Below are 16,549 nucleotides of genomic sequence, written 5' to 3' on the forward strand. Positions count from 1 at the left end.
GAGCGTCCGCTTGCCCTCCCTTGCCGCTGCTGGACTTTGCCCTTGCTTGGCCCACGATCTGTAGCGCAACAAAACGTAAGAGGTAAATCATCATGTCGATTCCTTCCGCCCAGGTCGCAAACGCGGCCGCGCTGGTGCGGCCAAGCGCCAGCAAATTCAAGCCGGTACGGTTGCTGCAAACGCCCTCGGTCTTGTTGTTGCTGCTGTGGATGATAGTGCCGTTGGCGATGACGCTGTATTTCTCAGTCATCCGTTATAACCTAATGATGCCGGACGTGACCGGCTTTGTCGGACTGGACAACTATGCCTTCCTGTTCAACGATCCGGCGTTCTGGCCGGCTATCCTCAATACGCTGCTGCTGATCGGCTCGGTGCTGGTTATCAGCGTGGTCGCCGGCACGCTGCTGGCGGCGCTGTTCGACCAGCCGTTTTTCGGGCGCGGCATCGCCCGCCTGCTGGTGATCGGGCCGTTCTTCGTGATGCCGACCGTGGCCGCCCTGATCTGGAAAAACATGATCCTGCATCCGGTCTACGGCCTGCTGGCATGGGCCATGCGCCTGGTCGGCCTGGAGCCGATCGACTGGCTGGCTGAATATCCGATGCTGTCGGTGATCATGATCGTCGCCTGGCAATGGATTCCGTTTGCCTTCCTGATACTGCTGACGGCGCTGCAATCGCTCGACATGGAACAGAAAGAAGCGGCGCAGCTTGACGGCGCCGGACCGATCCGGGTGTTCTGGTATGTGGTGCTGCCCCATCTCAAGCGGGCGATCACGGTAGTGATCATGATCGAAACCATTTTCCTGTTGTCGATTTTCGCTGAAATCTTCACCACCACCGCCGGCGGTCCGGGCACAGCGACCACCAATCTGGCTTACCTGGTGTATTCGATCGGTTTGCAGCAGTTCGATATCGGCATCGCCTCGGCCGGCGGCATCTTTGCTGTGATCCTGGCCAATATTGTGTCGTTCTTCCTGGTACGGATGATGGCTAAGAATCTGAAAGGAGCGAACGAAAAATGAGCACATTAAATTATAAGAAGCGCAAAAATCCCCTGTGGCCGGGACTGCTGGCATGGACTTGCGCCATCGTCCTGTTCTTTCCTATTTTCTGGGTTGCGATCACCGCCTTCAAGACCGAACATCAGGCCTACGTGCCGACCCTGATCTTCTGGCCGACGCTGGAAAGTTTCCACGAAGTGATGGCACGCAGCAGCTACATGAACTTTGTCGGTAATTCGCTGATCGTCTCGCTCGGCTCCACCATTCTGGCGCTGCTGATCGCGGTGCCGGCGGCGTATTCGATGGCGTTCTTCCCCACCGCGCGCACCCAGAAGCTGCTGCTGTGGATGCTGTCGACCAAGATGATGCCGGCCGTCGGCGTGCTGATCCCGATCTATCTGCTGGCCAAGAATACCGGCCTGCTCGATACGGTGACCGGCCTGACCATCATCTACACCCTGATCAATCTGCCGATTGCGGTGTGGATGGCGTTCACCTACTTCAACGATGTGCCGAAGGAAATCCTGGAAGCGGCGCGCATCGACGGCGCCAACGCCTGGCAGGAAATGCTGTACCTGCTGCTGCCGACCTCCATGCCAGGCCTGGTCTCGACCGCCCTGCTGCTGATCATCCTGTCGTGGAACGAAGCGTTCTGGAGCATCAACCTGACTAGCGTCAGCGGTGCGCCGCTGACCGTATTCATCGCCTCCTACTCGAATCCAGAGGGTCTGTTCTGGGCCAAGCTGTCAGCCGCTTCGCTGTTGGCGATCGCGCCGATCATGGTGCTCGGCTGGCTGGCGCAAAAGCAACTGGTGCGTGGCCTGACATTCGGCGCGGTGAAATGACGCATTTCAATGGATAAAGCAATGAATACCCGTATTTTCCACCCCGTCAGCCACCTTATCTGCGATTGCGACGGCGTTTTGCTGGATAGCGAAAGCATCGCCCTCAATGTTTTGCATCGTCAGCTGACGCCGTACCTGTCTACGCATCTGCCATATCCAACGCCGCAGGCCAGATCCGCACTGCACAGCGCAATCGCCGAACGGCTAGGCATGATGACCGACCTGCTGCTGGATGAAATCGACAGCGAGTTCAAATTGGGACTGGCTGCAACTGACTACAGCGCGATCAACCTGGCGGTCGGCCGCGCCTGCAGTGACGAAGTCGATTCGGTGCCAGGCGTCAGGCAAGCGCTGGCGGCAATCCCCTTGCCCAAGGCGGTCGCCAGCAATAGCAGCCTGGATCGCATCGTTGCCGGCTTGCGCCGCTGCGATTTGCTGGACTTGTTTGAGGGTCATATTCATAGCGGCCATGCAATAGGCAAACCCAAACCAGCACCGGACGTCTACCTGGCCGCTGCTGCCGGCTTTGGCGTCGCGCCGCAGCAATGCATCGCGATAGACGACAGTATCACCGGCGTTCGTTCGGCCGTCGCCGCCGGCATCCGCGTCATCGGCTTCACCGGCGTAGCGCACGACCGCAAACGAGCCGGCGCAAGATTGCTGGCAGCCGGCGCCGAACGGATATTCGACGACATGCAGCAACTGGCAGAACTGCTCGGAACACAAACAGCGTAATTCCACTGAGCCGCCGCAGCATGTGACATAGGTGACATTCGTGACACAGATAACGGCGCTCTACGAACAAAACAGAAGGAGACCATCATGGCAGGCGTAAAGATCAGAAACCTCATCAAGAGCTACGACGACAATGAAGTCATGCGCGACATCAATCTCGACATCGACGACGGCGAATTCGTCGTCTTCGTCGGCCCCAGCGGCTGCGGTAAATCGACTCTGTTACGCATGATCGCCGGCCTGGAAGACATCAGCAGCGGCGACCTGTTCATCGGCGCTACGCGCATGAACGACGTGCCGCCAGCCAAGCGCGGCATCGCCATGGTGTTCCAGTCGTACGCGCTGTATCCGCACATGACGCTGTACGACAACATGGCTTTCGGCCTCAAGATCGCCGGCAAATCGAAAGCCGAAATCGACACCGCAGTCCAACGCGCCGCCAAGACCTTGCACATCGATCACCTGCTGGATCGCAAACCAAAGGCCTTGTCAGGCGGCCAGCGTCAGCGGGTCGCCATCGGCCGCGCCATCACCCGCGAGCCGAGCGTATTCCTGTTCGACGAACCTTTGTCGAATCTGGATTCCGCCTTGCGGGTCAAGATGCGCCTTGAATTTTCACGGTTGCACGATCAGCTCAAGACCACCATGATCTACGTCACCCACGACCAGATCGAAGCCATGACGCTGGCCGACAAGATCGTGGTGCTGTCCGCCGGCCGGGTCGAACAGGTCGGCTCGCCGCAGCAGCTCTACCATCACCCGGCGAACCGTTTTGTAGCGGGTTTCATCGGCTCTCCCAAGATGAATTTCATCGATGGCAAAGTGGCCGCCATCGCCAGTCAAGGCGTGCTGGTCCAACTCACCACCGGCGGCCGGCAATCGGTCGCGGTCGATGGCAGCGGTTTGCAGATCGGCGACCCGGTCAGCATTGGCGTGCGGGCCGAACACCTGATGCTTGATCCGCACAAGCCGATGCTGAAAGCAAAATTCACTGTGCTGGAAGCGCTCGGCGATTTTTCCTATCTGTACGCCGATTCCGACGTTTCGGAAGAGCCCTTGGTGCTGCGGGTAGCCGATACCGTGAGCATCCAGCACGGCAGCGAGATCGGCGTCTCCGCCGATCCGCAGCGTTGCCATCTGTTCGATCGCGACGGCCGCGCCTTGAGCCGGCTGGATTCGACTGCGGCCACGACAGCGCAGGCAGTGACGGCTGCGGCACAAACTGCATAATGTACTAATAACGTACTAATAACGCACTATTTACAAAAGCGGCGTTTGCCATTATTTATTCAGGACCCACCATGCAAGTAACTTCCTCCGCCACCACGGCTGATACCGCCGACAAGATCTGGCTGCACATCGGTGCAGGCTCGTTCCACCGTGCGCACCAGGCGGTGTATCTGCATCACTTGATGGAAGCCGGCGATACCGGCTGGTCGCTCGCCCTGGCCAATATCCGTGACGACATGACACCGCTACTGGATGCGTTGGAGCGCCAAGACGGCGCCTATACGCTGGAAACCGTGACGCCGGGCGGCGTCCGCAATTACGAAACCATCCGCTCGATCAAGACCATCGTGCCCTGGGATGCAGCGCTGCTTGAATTGACCGCGATTGGTGCAAAAACCGCCACCAGGATAATTTCATTCACGGTCACCGAAGCTGGTTATTATCTCGATCATCATCACCGCCTGGACACCAGCAATCCGGATCTTGCCGCCGATCTGCAAGGCGAACTGAACACGATCTACGGCGCGTCGGCGGCCATCCTGCGCGCTCGCGCCGCTGCCAACGGCGGCCCGCTTACCCTGCTCAATTGCGACAACCTGCGCCACAACGGCGAACGCTTTCATGACGGCTTGCTGCAGTTCCTGGCATTGCGCGGCGAAACCGAGTTGCAGCACTGGGTGGCAGAACACACCAGTAGCCCCAACTCGATGGTCGATCGCATCACGCCGCGCCCTACCGAAGAAGTCAGAACACGCGTAGCGCAAGCCTGCGGCCAGGCCGATCCCTGCGCGCTGATGGCGGAGTCGTTCATCCAGTGGGTGATCGAAGACAAGTTTGCCGCAGGGCGTCCCGCATTGGAAAAGGTCGGAGTCGAAATGGTGCAGTCGGTACTGCCGTATGAAGAGGCCAAGATCCGCATACTCAACGCCACCCACAGCTGCATCGCCTGGGCTGGCACGCTGGTCGGGCTGAGCTATATTCACGAAGGCTGCGCCCGCGCGGATATTCGCAAAATGGCCTACGACTATGTCACGCAAGACGTCATTCCATGCCTGACGCCGAGCCCGCTCAATCTGGAAAATTATCGCGACGTGGTGCTGGAACGCTTCGGCAATCCGAATATCCAGGACAGCAACCAGCGGGTTGCCGCCGACGGCTTCTCGAAAATCCCCGGCTTCATCGTGCCAACCCTGCAGGAATGTTTTGCGCGCGGCGCGGCGCCGCACGCCACCCTCGTCTTGCCGGCGCTATTCTTCGTATTCCTGCAGCGCTGGGCCAAAGGCCAGCTTCCCTACGAATATCAAGACGGTGTCTTCGATGCCAGCGCCACCCGCGCCATGCTCGCCAGCGCCGACCCGCTGCGCGCCTATTGCGCCGATGCCGCCTTATGGGGCACACTAGCTGGCAGCTCGCAGCTTGAGTTGCCGCTGCGGGAAGCGCTGGTTCAGGTTCAGAACTGGCTTGCGCAACAAACCTGACGGAATGATGCGATCGCGGCATTGATTGCCGCAATAACCAAGCATAAAAACAAAGCAAGGATGGAGACATGTATCTCGGCATCGACCTGGGCACTTCGGAAGTCAAGATAGTCCTGATGGATCAGGCCGGCAGCCTGCTGGCCGACGCCGGCAGCACGCTCACCGTATCTCGCCCGCAGCCGCGCTGGTCGGAACAGGATCCCGGGCATTGGTGGCAAGCAACCGGCGAAGCCATCGCCAAACTGCGGGAAAAAGCGCCAGCGCAATTTCGCGCCGTGCGCGCCATCGGCCTGTCCGGCCAGATGCACGGCGCGGTGCTGCTTGATGCGCAAGATCAGGTATTGCGCCCGGCGATTTTATGGAACGATTTACGCAGCATCGATGAATGCGCCGAGCTGACCGAGCGCGCGCCGCAACTGCACCAGATTGCCGGCAACCTGGCCATGCCCGGATTTACTGCGCCCAAGCTGCTGTGGCTGGCGCGGCATGAACCGAAAACATTTGCCGCGATGCAGACGGTGTTGCTGCCGAAAGATTGGCTGCGCCTGAAAATGACCGGCAACAAAGTATCCGAGCCGTCCGATGCGGCCGGCACCCTTTGGCTGGATGTCGCCAAGCGCGACTGGTCGGACCAATTGCTCGCCGCCACCGGCATGCGCCGCTCGCACATGCCGCGCCTGGTGGAAGGTGGCGAGTCATCCGGCGCGCTGTTGCCTGAAGTGGCGGACGCCTGGGGCTTGTCGCGCGAAGTGATCGTCGCCGGCGGCGGTGGCGACGGCGCCGCCAGTGCGGTAGGCATCGGTGCTGTGAACCCGGGCGACGGTTTTATCTCACTCGGCACCTCGGGCGTACTGTTCGTCGTCAATGACCGCTTCCGCCCTAATCCGGCCCAGGCGGTACATGCCTTCTGCCACGCCCTGCCCGGCCGCTGGCACCAGATGAGCGTGATGCTGTCGGCTGCCAGCTGCCTGCGCTGGTTCTGCCGGCTGGTCAGCGTCGACGAAGCCACGTTGCTGAAAGAAATCGCCGAACTTGACCCGGCTGCATTGGAAAATGCACCTCTATTCCTGCCCTACCTGTCGGGCGAACGCACTCCCCACAACGATCCCTATGCGCAAGGCGTATTCCACGGCCTGACGCACGCTCACGGCCGCGCCGCGCTAGGTTACGCCGTGATCGAAGGCGTCACCTTCGGCATGGCCGACGGCCTTGGCGCCCTGCACACAGCCGGCACCGAAGTCACGGAATTGTCGCTGGTAGGCGGCGGTTCGCGCAGCCCCTACTGGGCGCAACTGATCGCCGACGCGCTGAATGTACGCATGGTGACCCATGTCGGCAGCGAAACCGGCGGTGCGCTAGGCGCTGCCCGCCTGGCCTGGCTGGCGGCCAACGACCAGCCCGGCAAGGAGGCCGTCATCTGCGCCAAGCCGCCGGTACGGGAAATATTTACGCCAAATGCCCAACGTCACGCAGCGTTGCAGCCACGCCTGGCGGCCTTCCGCGAGATTTATCGCTGCCGTCCGCAACGCAACGCAGAGGTCAACCCGGCCAGGCATTGAATTGCTTCAATTTAACGCTTTAATTTTGCGGTTGGTTGCTGCTAGAATCTATTCGTGCTCCTGCATGCGTTTTTTGCAAGAGCAGTGCCGGTGTAGCTCAGTTGGTAGAGCAATTCATTCGTAATGAAGAGGTCGGGGGTTCGACTCCTCTCTCCGGCACCACGCTGTTCGAAACCACTTTCGCATGAGAGTGGTTTTTTCGTTTTGTCTCTTCTATCGCAAGTGCAGCTATCACTTCCTCATAGGTCACAGCGGTCTCTTCTACAATCTTTATGACTGTTCTGAAGTCCGGCAGCATTTCAACCTTTACATATCGGTCTAATGTCCGTTGTTGAACATTCCAGTCTTTAGCAGTTGCGTTAACAGACCGCCCTTTTAAAGCTTTAGCTATCAATTCTGCGTAGCTTGTATACGCCAGTCCGACCTGATCATCCATTCCAATTCGTTGTGAGCAGTTTATAGTAGTGTGTTGCATCCACCGGTTGAATCCACATCTGATATCAGACATTCGTAATGCATGCGAATGCAGAAAATCGTAGAAGAAATTGAGTGCTACGGATTTGCTACAGCAAATAGTGGGATGTATAACTGGCGCGGGGTTTCAGTCTCATTCCACGCCGTGAACTATAGGATGATGGATTGGCGTTGAGTCGGAACTCTCAAGCGTGGGCGAAATTTTGGCAAAAATGGAGACGTTTCTAACCAGTCCCAGACCTAGCCGCTTTTGTGCATCCTAATGTTTATGCGGTCTGCGGTGGTCTGGAGTGGTTTGTAATGGCGGCGGCGGGGATCGAATCCTCAGCCGCTTATGCCCTTCTGTATTGGTTATTCTAATTTGCAGGATGGTCAGCGCGTCTGAGTGGCTACCTTGAGTCCCAGCGAAATAAAGATAACGCCAATTGCTTTGTTTTGCCAGCGGCTGAGCCAGCTCAGGTGTTTGACGAGTCGACCCAGTGGGCGGATGGCCAGGACGATAAGGGTCGTATACATCGCGCTCATGGCCACAAAGATCAGCCCTAGTAAAGCGAATTGAAGAAACGAAGAACCATGCTCTGGATGCACGAATTGGGGCAGAAATGCTAGGAAGAACAATGCCGTTTTCGGATTCAGCACTTCAGCCGGAACGGCTTGCAGAAATGCTCGGGTGGCCGTCACAGGCGCCACCTTGGGCAAATGGGGACTGATCGACTTTGTTCGCAGCGCGCGTATGCCAAGATAGATAAGATACGCCGCACCCACAAATTTAACAGCATTGAACGCCAGCGCAGAAGTCATTAGTAACGCAGATAGCCCAACTGCCGCGCACAATGTATGAACGAAATCACCGGCAGCGATGCCCAATCCAGTGAAGATACCTGTCTTGCGACCGTCTTGCAGTGTGCGCGTGAATACCAAGAGAACCGCCGGGCCTGGGATGAGGAACAGGCCAAGTACAACAGCCATGAATGTTGCTATGGTAGCAATGTCAAGCATGAGAATTCCTTATGCGCAAGTTTCTATCCTTGCACTATATCAGGGAAGGGTGAAGCGCCATTTCGGGCGGATAGGTAGATAACGTACAAATCCTGCCCCCGCAACCAATAAAAGACGGACCAGCTACTGGCTGCGAAACTGGGCAGCTCCATATACAAACCGCCCTGTCGAACTAGTCTGCTTTCGTGTTTACCAAACTCATGTGTTATTTGACCTTCGACACAAACTCATTCGTGTACGTTTTAGACAGGTCTGTATGCTTGCCTTTGATGTTAGGGCTGAAGGCCGCCATGATTTTCAGAACATTTTCCGGTCCGCCATCGGGCATCTTGCCATCCGCCGAATACATTGGAAGCGATGCGTTTAACGCCTGAATATAAAGAGGTTTGTTACCGCCGTAGTAGTCGCGCGGCATTTTATCCGCGATCTCCTGCGCCGTGTGCGTATGGATGAATTGCAGCGTTCGGACAAAGGCGCGTGCAAGTTTGGTCGCAGTGTCTTTATGTGACAGCAGCCAATCACTTTGAACGTATAGGCTTGAGGCTGGGTAAAGACCGCCCAAGGCCGCTTTGGTGCCTTCAATTGTGCTCATGTCAACGAGCACCTTTGCCTCGCCACTGGTTAACAAAACTGAAGTAGTTGGTTCGGTCGTCCAGGCCACGTCGATCCGCTTTTGCTTGAGCGCGACGAAAAGACTGTTTCCGGCACCCACTGGCAATATCGAATAATCGGTGCTTTTCACGCCGTGCACGGAGGCAAGGTATTGCCCAAGGAAGCTTGACGACGACCCTAATCCGGTAACGCCAATAGTTTTACCTTTGATATCGCCCATGTTGCCGATCTGGCTGGCCGCATCAGCTCGGACCATTTCCATGCCACCTGGCACCAGACCGAATTGAACAATGCTCTGGACCGCCTTACCTTTGCTTTGCAGGTCTATCGTGTGATCGTAATATCCGACTACCGCCTGCGCCGCTCCTGCCAGCAGCTCGTTCTCGGCATCTACGCCGGCCGGTTGGGATTGTAAATCTACATCTAATCCTTCATCCTTGAAGTAACCCAAATTCTCTGCAAGCTTGGGCGGCAGATAAATCAATTTGTTGATTCCACCAACGATGATGGTAATTTTTTCTGCGGCTCGTACACTCGCCGTAAATAACCCGCACGACAGAATGGTGGCGGTTGCAACGGATCTGATTATGAAATTCATAAATATCTCCTCTGTTTTAGTTTTGAATGCTCGATTGTGCTGAAAAGCATGTTCCTCGCTGGCAGTGGCCGATGAAAAAGTCGGCGCTGACGTAAGGCATCACCGGTTTGGCTTGATTACTGATTTACTAATCGCGTAGATCATATCTATCTCCGGATGTCTACTTATTATGAAGGCCTAGATCTGGCTCTTTTACTTCGTCATTGGGGATGACGAGACGGTTCTGTTGCAAAGGCTTTTTTGATGTAACGCGCTTCGTACGACGGCACTTCTCCTGCTGAACTTGCATCGCAAGCTGCGATTTTTCGAGGATTCCTCAAATCGATAGGCGAATTTTCGATTAGATTTATATTCGCAAAATGGGTTTACCCACTTGCTCTCGTCCCTCTATGCGAGCGTGCGCCTGTTCCACGTTGTCTAGCGAGTAGTAGCCCTCAATTTCCACTTGTAGCGATCCATCAAGAAGTGCTGCGAAAACATCATTCGCCCTGTGCTGAACTATTTTTCGATCCCCCATGTGATCCGCGAGACGCGGACGCGTAAGGAAGAGTGACCCAGCCTCGCCAAGCTCGATTGGGTCCAGGTCGATAAGAGAACCGGATACATTTCCATAATTCACGATCAATCCTTTTTTTCTGCAAGCGCGGAAACTATCTCTTAATGTTGCTTTCCCGACGGAGTCGAATACTATGTCCACGCCATTTCCGCCGTTAGCCTCACGAATTTGATCTACGAAGTCGCCCCGCGAATAATCAAATGCATGGTCGGCTCCCCGCTTGATCGCAATAGCGCGTTTTTCTGCGGAGCCGGCTGTGACAAATACCGTCGCCCCCCGGCGCTTTGCCATTTGCACCAACAACTGACCGATGCTGCCGGCCGCAGCATGAATAAGGCATGTACTGCCTTGCTCCAGTCGTGCGACGTCCTCTATAAGATAATGCGCGGTTGAGCCTTGGAAGATAGACGCTGCTGCCAGCGCATATGTGATGTTGTCCGGAATCTTGGCCACTAGCGCTGCGGGCACGGATATGTATTCCGCATAACTACCCCAGGTGATGCACCATGCGACGCGATCGCCAACGGAAAAATCTTGGACATCTTGACCAAACGCCATCACCTCACCCGCGCCTTCCATTCCCAAAGTGCAAGGCAAACGCACTCCATATGTCCGCGAGTTTGCGTATTTTCCTTGGCGCGTATGTACATCCATAAAATTAATTCCAGCGCAGACAACTTTAATCAACACATGACCCGCTCGTACTTCAGGCTCCGGCACATCATTGCGCTTTTGCATTACTTCCGGCCCGCCATATTGCTCTATGGTGATAGCTTTCACTGGATTTCTTCCCTTCAGACGATTTAAAAATGTGTTTTGCAGGAAGATCGAAAAGAATTCCGCTTTCGCCGACTACCCAGTCCGATCGGTGCAGACAGCGGCAGGTGAGAACCCACGCTCTTTTCTATTTACTTCCCGTTTTCTGAGAAGCATGATAAAACGGCGATAGTCGATTGAAAATTCCCAAATTTCTCACCCTTTCCGTGAAAATATTTACCGATGTTTGATTGGCAAGATCTCTACATATTTACGGTACTGGCGCGCACGGAATCACTCTCGGGCGCTGCCAGAGAGTTAGGTATCGAACACGCTACGGTAGGGCGACGGATAGAGTCGCTCGAGAAGGCATTGGGCTTGCGACTTGTCGATAAACTTCCCCGGAGTCGCCCGCTAACAGAAGACGGGCGAGCTGTCGCCATTCTGGCGCAGAACATGGAGCAAATGGCGAGCTTGATAGAGCAGCGCTCGCGTACGGCCTCTATCGGGCTGGCAGGCGCTGTCCGAGTTAGCGCTCCTCCGTCACTCGCACGAGCATGCATAGTTCCTCGCATAGCGGCGCTACGAGCCGCGCATCCCAAGCTTCGTTTGATTTTGCAGCCTTCCACATCTTTGGCAGCATTGAGTAAGGGAGAAGCTGATATTGCGATTCGCACCGTTCGTCCTGAGGAAGGCGAACTGATCAGAAAAAAGGTAGGTGTGGTGCGATTCGGGCTCTACGGTACGCGCGAGTTCAGCCGACGTCCTCCCGAGCGTTGGACATTCATTTCTTATGACGAGTCGCTCGATCATCTGCCACAGCAAATTTGGTTACATCGAATTAGGGCAGATCGTCCAATAACATTCTTTGCGAGTGACCTGATGTCACAGCAAATAGCGGCAAGGGACCATGTTGGCGCGGTCGTTTTGCCCACAATGGTCGGCGAGATCGACCCGGAACTGGTTCAACTGCCGACGGAAGTGGAAGCACCCGAGAGAGAGATCTGGATGATTGTGTATCCGGACATTCGGCGTAGTCCATTAGTGAAAGTCGTGATGGATTTTCTGGTTGATTGCATTGAGCGAGAACCTAGGCTTGCGATGTCGGGACATCCGAAATAAGTGTACCGTGTTACGACGTCATAGTCTGGATAGAAGAAGCAGTAGCAACTCGAAATTTCCATCCCTCAAAAATACCAGGTGATGTATGGTTCTGCAGCGCCTCTTTAAAAAATTTACAAATTATCACTAAAACTATTGCTTGCTGGTAGCCACTCCCGCTCCTCTCCCCTTTGCGATTTCGGCAGAATCAGGCAATCCTCCCACAGCATTGATCTACCCCAGTTCATGCGCGCCGCCTAAGATGAGATCAACGTTTCGTTCATCCACGGAGATCCCATGAAAACGCTAGACCACATCTATATCAACGGTAGATTCACCAAACCGCACGGCACAGAAACGCTCGAACTCATCAATCCTTCGACCAAGACGGTAATCGGCCGGGTTACGCTCGCGGATGAACAGGATGCACAAGACGCCATAGCCGCGGCAAAGGCAGCTTACAAGAGTTTTTCGCAAACCACCAAAGAGCAGCGTATGGAATATTTGCAGCGCTTGCACGACGCCGTAGCGGCGCGATCAGACGAACTCTTGGAAGTCATGATTGAAGAATACGGCGGCCCGCGCCGCATCAGCAATGCAAGCACGCAGCGCGCAGCCAATAGCTTTCTTCTGGCAAAAGAACTGTTGAAGACATTTGATTTCGTCAAGCATGTCGGCATCTCGAAAGTCGTGCTCGAACCACTTGGGGTAGTCGGCCTCATCACTCCTTGGAACGCCAACTACGGTTTCATCTGCAGCAAGCTGGCCATGGCGATTGCCGCCGGCAGCACGGCTGTGATCAAACCCAGCGAGCTGAGCTCCTTGCAAACCCAGTTGCTTACCGAGTGCTTGCACGCGGCCGGTTTGCCTGCTGGCGTGATTAACATTGTTACCGGGCGTGGCGCGACGGTAGGTGCAGCGATAACTCGCCACCCCGATATTGCAAAGATTTCATTCACCGGCTCGACTGCTGTCGGTAAAACCATCGTTCGCGGCGCGGTGGATACGATGAAGCGGGTCACCCTGGAACTCGGCGGTAAATCTCCGAACGTGATCCTGGATGATGCCGATTTGGAAAAAGCCATTCCTATTGCGGTGGCGGCGGCGACCGTCAATAGCGGCCAGGCTTGCATGGCCGGCACCAGGCTGATCGTTCCTGAGAGTCGTCTCGATGAAGTAAAACTTCTGGTGAAAAAAGCGGTGCAAGCCTTGCAAGTGGGAGATCCGCGCGACAGCGCTACGGCGATCGGGCCGATGGTCACTCAAACGCAGTATGACCGGGTGCAACGTTATATCCGCCTGGGCGTGGAAGAAGGCGCAGAGCTGTTGATCGGCGGCGCCGGTCATCCGGCCGGACTTGACAGCGGCTACTTCGTGCAGCCTACTGTGTTCGCGAACGTGACCATGGACATGAAAATCGCGCAAGAAGAAATTTTCGGGCCGGTGCTGTCGATTCTGAGCTATAAAACCGAGGCGGAAGCCGTCGATATCGCGAATGACACAATCTATGGTTTGCACGCCTTCGTCAGTTCGTCAGACATCGGCAGGGCAAATCGTGTGGCGGCCCGGATCGTCGCCGGCCGGGTGTTTATCAATGGCATGTATGATGAACCTAGAGCGCCGTTTGGCGGCTTCAAACAGTCAGGCATCGGCAGGGAGTTTGGCACATACGGACTTGAAGCCTACCTGGAACCGAAAGCCATCATGGGCCACGGTGAAACAAGTAATGAAAATGCGCAATAGCGGCAACTCTTCAATATTGCCCTCCAGCCCGCTGGACCTGCTGCGGGCGGAGGTGCTTAGCCATTTCAAAAATATTCCTGAAGAGCAGCGTGATATGCCCACTGCGCTGCCCTATCTTTCGTTCATTCGTTTCGTCCGCCCCACCGAACTCAGCAGGGGTATGCTGGAACCGTCGATGTGCCTGGTGTTGCAAGGGAAGAAGAAGGTACTCATAGGGACCGAAATAACGCACTATGGAAGCGGCAGTTATGTGCTCTCCGCCATCGATATGCCGGTTTCGGGCCAGGTAACAGAGGCTTCGGTTGCAGAGCCCTATCTCGGGGTGAGAATTGCTTTGGACGCCAAGGAAATCGCCGCGCAGATTATTGACGGCAAAATCGCGATTCCAAAGAATTCTCGCTCGCGTGCGGGTGCTTATGTAGAAGCGTCGGATGCTGAATTGCAGGATGCGTTTCTACGCCTGCTGCGGCTATTGAAGAAACCCAAGGACCTGGCCGCCCTGGCGCCCTTGGTCAAGCAAGAAATCCTGTACCGCCTCATCAGTGCGAAAGACGGCGACCTGCTGGGTCAAACCGTGCTGGCGCATTATCAGGAAAAAGGAGTGAATCAAGCGATTCACTGGATCAAGACAAACTACGCCGAACCGATGCAGATCGAGAAGCTGGCCAAGACAGTCAGCATGAGCGTGTCGAACCTGCATCACCGCTTCAAGGCAATCACCGTCATGAGCCCTTTGCAGTATCAAAAACAGATACGCCTGCTGGAGGCACGCAAGCTACTCTTAAGCGGGAATATCGAAGCTGCGACGGTGGCGTTCAAGGTGGGCTATGAAAGCCCGTCGCAGTTCAGCCGGGAATATCGCAGATTGTTCGGAGCATCGCCGTTGCAAGATATGGAATACCTGAAGCACCACGAACTGGAGCAATAGTCCGGTGCGTCAATATCAGTCGATGCGCTCCAGGCCGCGAGGGGAACGGTGGTCTCGCCGGCGCCAATCTGCATTGGACGATCTCACAAGCCAATCCCGCACCTGTTCTGCCACCCATTCCCCGGCGTCCAGCGGCAGGTCGTGGCCTGCGCTGGCTTGTACCGCCAAAGATGCCTGCCATTGATGCGCCAACTGCTGTGAACAGCGTGGATCGATCAAGCGATCCGTGCCGCTGGCAAGAATCAGCAACGGCGGCTGCGGCGCATGCGCAGGTGCGCGATAACGGATTGCCGCGCATAGCTGCCGCAGGGCGTTCCGATAAGTAACCGGTTGGTCGCGTTGATAACTGATCCAGTCAGCCAGCACATCTGCTTGCTGAGCATGCTGATTGCTGGTCAAGCGCAACAAGAGACTTTCCTGCCTTGCGACATTGCGCTTATGCAGACCGAACAGACCAAGAGCCAGCAGCGCCGGATAATTGCGCGGCCTCAGGCGTCGATAGAATGGGCTGACTGGCCGTAAACTGGTATTGAGCAAAACACAGCCATCAACTTCATCCGGATAACGGCTAGCCCAATCGGTCGCGACCATCCCTCCTAAAGATAGAGCAAACAAATAATAGGGAGGCGCGATATCCAGGCTCAAGAGCTGGCGCCGGCAGAAATCTGTCATCTGCTCCACTCGCATAGGGCTTTTGAGCGCGTGCAGGCTGCCGTTGCCGGGTAAATCGAGAAGTGTGATATCGGCTTCCGGCACCATCGAACGAAACAGCTCCGGAAACTTTCCCCAGTGCCGTGTCTCCCGCATCAGCCCTCTCAGAAACACCCATTTATTCATGGCGCGCCTCATGTTGTTCTGCTTGCTCAGGAATACCTGCCATCCAATACTGATGAGCGCTGGCGGCCCTGGTAAGAAAATCGAGCCATACCAGATGGCTGCGCAGCACACGATGCAGACGTCCCGGTGATTTTGGATTAAACATGCCGAGACGGGAAAACAGTTGCCGCGGATTTTCTTTTACCCAAAGCCAGGATCCCATCTCCAGCGTGAGGGGGAGAAAAACCTGATCACTGCTGGCTGGCACTTGCAGGTAAAGGTAGTCCCACAGATCGCCATGGGTCAGATACTGGCAGTTTTGCGCTTCGAACAGATAATTGTGTTCGCGATAGGTTTGATTAAACAGATCCTTGAGAGCGAGAACTTGCGGCAAGTGCCGGATCGGCGTCCTGCTGCAGGCGTAAGGAAACCAGATGCGATCCTTCAATCCGAAGCCGGAGTGGCAATCCAGTGCGATACTGAATTGACGGCTCAGCAGCTCTTGCTGGACGACGTTGCACAATGCCTGGGCCTCAGCCTCCATCGGCGTGTTGCATGCTCCACGGTACCAAGGCAAATGCGGGCTGATGCGTTGTCCGCCAAGCAAAAAAAGGACTTTCTCGCTAGCATTTATCGGCGCATTGCGCATCAGGTCGACACCGCGCGGATTGCTGCGGGTACTGTCCCACATCCCGGCAGGATTCACCAAAGGCATGAAAATCAAACGTACCGACGCCAATTGGTGATGCAATACCGCATCCCATTTCAAACGTGCCAGCAAGCTGCGCAAGAAGGCTAGGAGAACTCGGGTGCCGATGCGTTCGAGACCGTGAACGCCGCCGAAAAAACCGACTGCCGGCGCCTCCGGATTTTTGCTGCCGATAGACAAGACATAGACCGGGAAGAGATGACCCTTCATTTCTATTTCGCATACGGACCGAGCTTCGAGGTAAGGCCGCCCCTCCTGAATAATGCGTTCAAGCTCGATCAATTCCGGCAAATCGACTTCCATTTTGGCGCCCCCTCTGCCCCATTTTTTTGTGCATCGGGACAAGGAAAACTTTTGCGCTTTGTTTGGGGTCTTGTCAAGGGCATATCTAAAAAAACCACCCCTTCAA

Annotated in this window: 14 protein-coding genes and 1 tRNA gene; 10 read left to right on the forward strand and 5 right to left on the reverse strand. The window is 55.7% G+C overall.

Translation table 11 applies throughout. The features are described from left to right. Positions 1–92: 92 nt before the first annotated feature. From VNZ60_RS22530 to VNZ60_RS22560, 7 genes are all read left to right on the forward strand, one after another. Positions 93–1,022, forward strand: a complete 930-nt coding sequence (locus tag VNZ60_RS22530) for a carbohydrate ABC transporter permease (RefSeq protein ID WP_325663198.1) — start codon at positions 93–95, stop codon at positions 1,020–1,022. After that, on the forward strand, positions 1,019–1,846 hold the full coding sequence (locus VNZ60_RS22535; protein ID WP_325663200.1) for a carbohydrate ABC transporter permease: 828 nt from the start codon (positions 1,019–1,021) through the stop codon (positions 1,844–1,846). The genes VNZ60_RS22530 and VNZ60_RS22535 overlap by 4 nt, the downstream gene beginning before the upstream one ends. A 21-nt stretch (positions 1,847–1,867) precedes the next feature. Continuing rightward, the gene (locus VNZ60_RS22540) at positions 1,868–2,581 is read left to right on the forward strand and encodes an HAD-IA family hydrolase (protein WP_325663202.1); all 714 of its coding nucleotides are present in this window, start codon (positions 1,868–1,870) and stop codon (positions 2,579–2,581) included. Positions 2,582–2,668: 87 nt separating this feature from the next. Continuing rightward, positions 2,669–3,811, forward strand: coding sequence for a sn-glycerol-3-phosphate ABC transporter ATP-binding protein UgpC (gene ugpC / locus VNZ60_RS22545; protein ID WP_325663204.1), 1,143 nt, complete (start codon positions 2,669–2,671; stop codon positions 3,809–3,811). 71 nt (positions 3,812–3,882) lie between these two features. Next, entirely contained in the window at positions 3,883–5,289 is a 1,407-nt protein-coding gene (dalD, locus tag VNZ60_RS22550; protein WP_325663206.1) for a D-arabinitol 4-dehydrogenase, read from the forward strand. A gap of 68 nt (positions 5,290–5,357) precedes the next feature. After that, positions 5,358–6,848, forward strand: a complete 1,491-nt coding sequence (gene xylB / locus VNZ60_RS22555; protein WP_325663208.1) for a xylulokinase — start codon at positions 5,358–5,360, stop codon at positions 6,846–6,848. 86 nt (positions 6,849–6,934) lie between these two features. Next, positions 6,935–7,010, forward strand: a tRNA-Thr gene (locus VNZ60_RS22560). A gap of 684 nt (positions 7,011–7,694) precedes the next feature. On the opposite strand, the gene VNZ60_RS22565 is transcribed toward VNZ60_RS22560, so the two are convergent. The 3 genes from VNZ60_RS22565 to VNZ60_RS22575 all read right to left on the reverse strand — a co-directional run bounded on the left by VNZ60_RS22565 (position 7,695) and on the right by VNZ60_RS22575 (position 10,867). Continuing rightward, positions 7,695–8,321 carry a LysE family translocator gene (locus VNZ60_RS22565; RefSeq protein ID WP_325663210.1) on the reverse strand — a complete coding sequence of 209 codons (627 nt, stop codon included), beginning with the start codon at positions 8,319–8,321 and terminating at the stop codon, positions 7,695–7,697. A 205-nt stretch (positions 8,322–8,526) separates the two neighbouring features. Then, entirely contained in the window at positions 8,527–9,531 is a 1,005-nt protein-coding gene (locus tag VNZ60_RS22570) for an ABC transporter substrate-binding protein (RefSeq protein ID WP_325663212.1), read from the reverse strand. Positions 9,532–9,877: 346 nt separating this feature from the next. After that, positions 9,878–10,867 (reverse strand): quinone oxidoreductase family protein, encoded by a 990-nt coding sequence (locus VNZ60_RS22575; protein WP_325663213.1) that lies wholly within the window; start codon positions 10,865–10,867, stop codon positions 9,878–9,880. Between the two features lie 219 nt (positions 10,868–11,086). On the opposite strand from VNZ60_RS22575, the gene VNZ60_RS22580 reads away from it, so the two are divergent. The 3 genes from VNZ60_RS22580 to VNZ60_RS22590 all read left to right on the forward strand — a co-directional run bounded on the left by VNZ60_RS22580 (position 11,087) and on the right by VNZ60_RS22590 (position 14,615). Further along, positions 11,087–11,965 carry a LysR family transcriptional regulator gene (locus tag VNZ60_RS22580; RefSeq protein WP_325663215.1) on the forward strand — a complete coding sequence of 293 codons (879 nt, stop codon included), beginning with the start codon at positions 11,087–11,089 and terminating at the stop codon, positions 11,963–11,965. 276 nt (positions 11,966–12,241) lie between these two features. Beyond that, entirely contained in the window at positions 12,242–13,687 is a 1,446-nt protein-coding gene (locus VNZ60_RS22585; protein WP_325663216.1) for an aldehyde dehydrogenase family protein, read from the forward strand. Then, complete coding sequence (locus VNZ60_RS22590; protein WP_325663217.1) at positions 13,677–14,615, forward strand: AraC family transcriptional regulator; 939 nt, start codon at positions 13,677–13,679, stop codon at positions 14,613–14,615. The genes VNZ60_RS22585 and VNZ60_RS22590 overlap by 11 nt, the downstream gene beginning before the upstream one ends. Positions 14,616–14,630: 15 nt before the next feature. Here the strand turns inward: VNZ60_RS22590 and VNZ60_RS22595 are convergent, their stop codons facing one another. Next, complete coding sequence (locus VNZ60_RS22595; RefSeq protein WP_325663218.1) at positions 14,631–15,452, reverse strand: alpha/beta fold hydrolase; 822 nt, start codon at positions 15,450–15,452, stop codon at positions 14,631–14,633. Continuing rightward, positions 15,445–16,443, reverse strand: a complete 999-nt coding sequence (locus VNZ60_RS22600; protein ID WP_325663220.1) for a M14 family zinc carboxypeptidase — start codon at positions 16,441–16,443, stop codon at positions 15,445–15,447. Before VNZ60_RS22600 ends, VNZ60_RS22595 begins: the two co-directional genes overlap by 8 nt. Between the last annotated feature and the right edge of the window lie 106 nt (positions 16,444–16,549).

It is taken from the genome of Collimonas sp. (assembly GCF_035566375.1).
Taxonomy (GTDB): domain Bacteria; phylum Pseudomonadota; class Gammaproteobacteria; order Burkholderiales; family Burkholderiaceae_D; genus Collimonas.

Coding starts and splice junctions, on each gene's coding strand:
- VNZ60_RS22585 (WP_325663216.1), top strand. CDS start 12,242: ATGAAAACGCTAGACCACATCTATATCAACGGTAGATTCACCAAACCG.
- VNZ60_RS22565 (WP_325663210.1), bottom strand. CDS start 8,321: ATGCTTGACATTGCTACCATAGCAACATTCATGGCTGTTGTACTTGGC.
- ugpC (WP_325663204.1), top strand. CDS start 2,669: ATGGCAGGCGTAAAGATCAGAAACCTCATCAAGAGCTACGACGACAAT.
- dalD (WP_325663206.1), top strand. CDS start 3,883: ATGCAAGTAACTTCCTCCGCCACCACGGCTGATACCGCCGACAAGATC.
- VNZ60_RS22530 (WP_325663198.1), top strand. CDS start 93: ATGTCGATTCCTTCCGCCCAGGTCGCAAACGCGGCCGCGCTGGTGCGG.
- VNZ60_RS22590 (WP_325663217.1), top strand. CDS start 13,677: ATGCGCAATAGCGGCAACTCTTCAATATTGCCCTCCAGCCCGCTGGAC.
- VNZ60_RS22580 (WP_325663215.1), top strand. CDS start 11,087: ATGTTTGATTGGCAAGATCTCTACATATTTACGGTACTGGCGCGCACG.
- VNZ60_RS22535 (WP_325663200.1), top strand. CDS start 1,019: ATGAGCACATTAAATTATAAGAAGCGCAAAAATCCCCTGTGGCCGGGA.
- VNZ60_RS22600 (WP_325663220.1), bottom strand. CDS start 16,443: ATGGAAGTCGATTTGCCGGAATTGATCGAGCTTGAACGCATTATTCAG.
- VNZ60_RS22570 (WP_325663212.1), bottom strand. CDS start 9,531: ATGAATTTCATAATCAGATCCGTTGCAACCGCCACCATTCTGTCGTGC.
- VNZ60_RS22540 (WP_325663202.1), top strand. CDS start 1,868: ATGAATACCCGTATTTTCCACCCCGTCAGCCACCTTATCTGCGATTGC.
- xylB (WP_325663208.1), top strand. CDS start 5,358: ATGTATCTCGGCATCGACCTGGGCACTTCGGAAGTCAAGATAGTCCTG.
- VNZ60_RS22595 (WP_325663218.1), bottom strand. CDS start 15,452: ATGAATAAATGGGTGTTTCTGAGAGGGCTGATGCGGGAGACACGGCAC.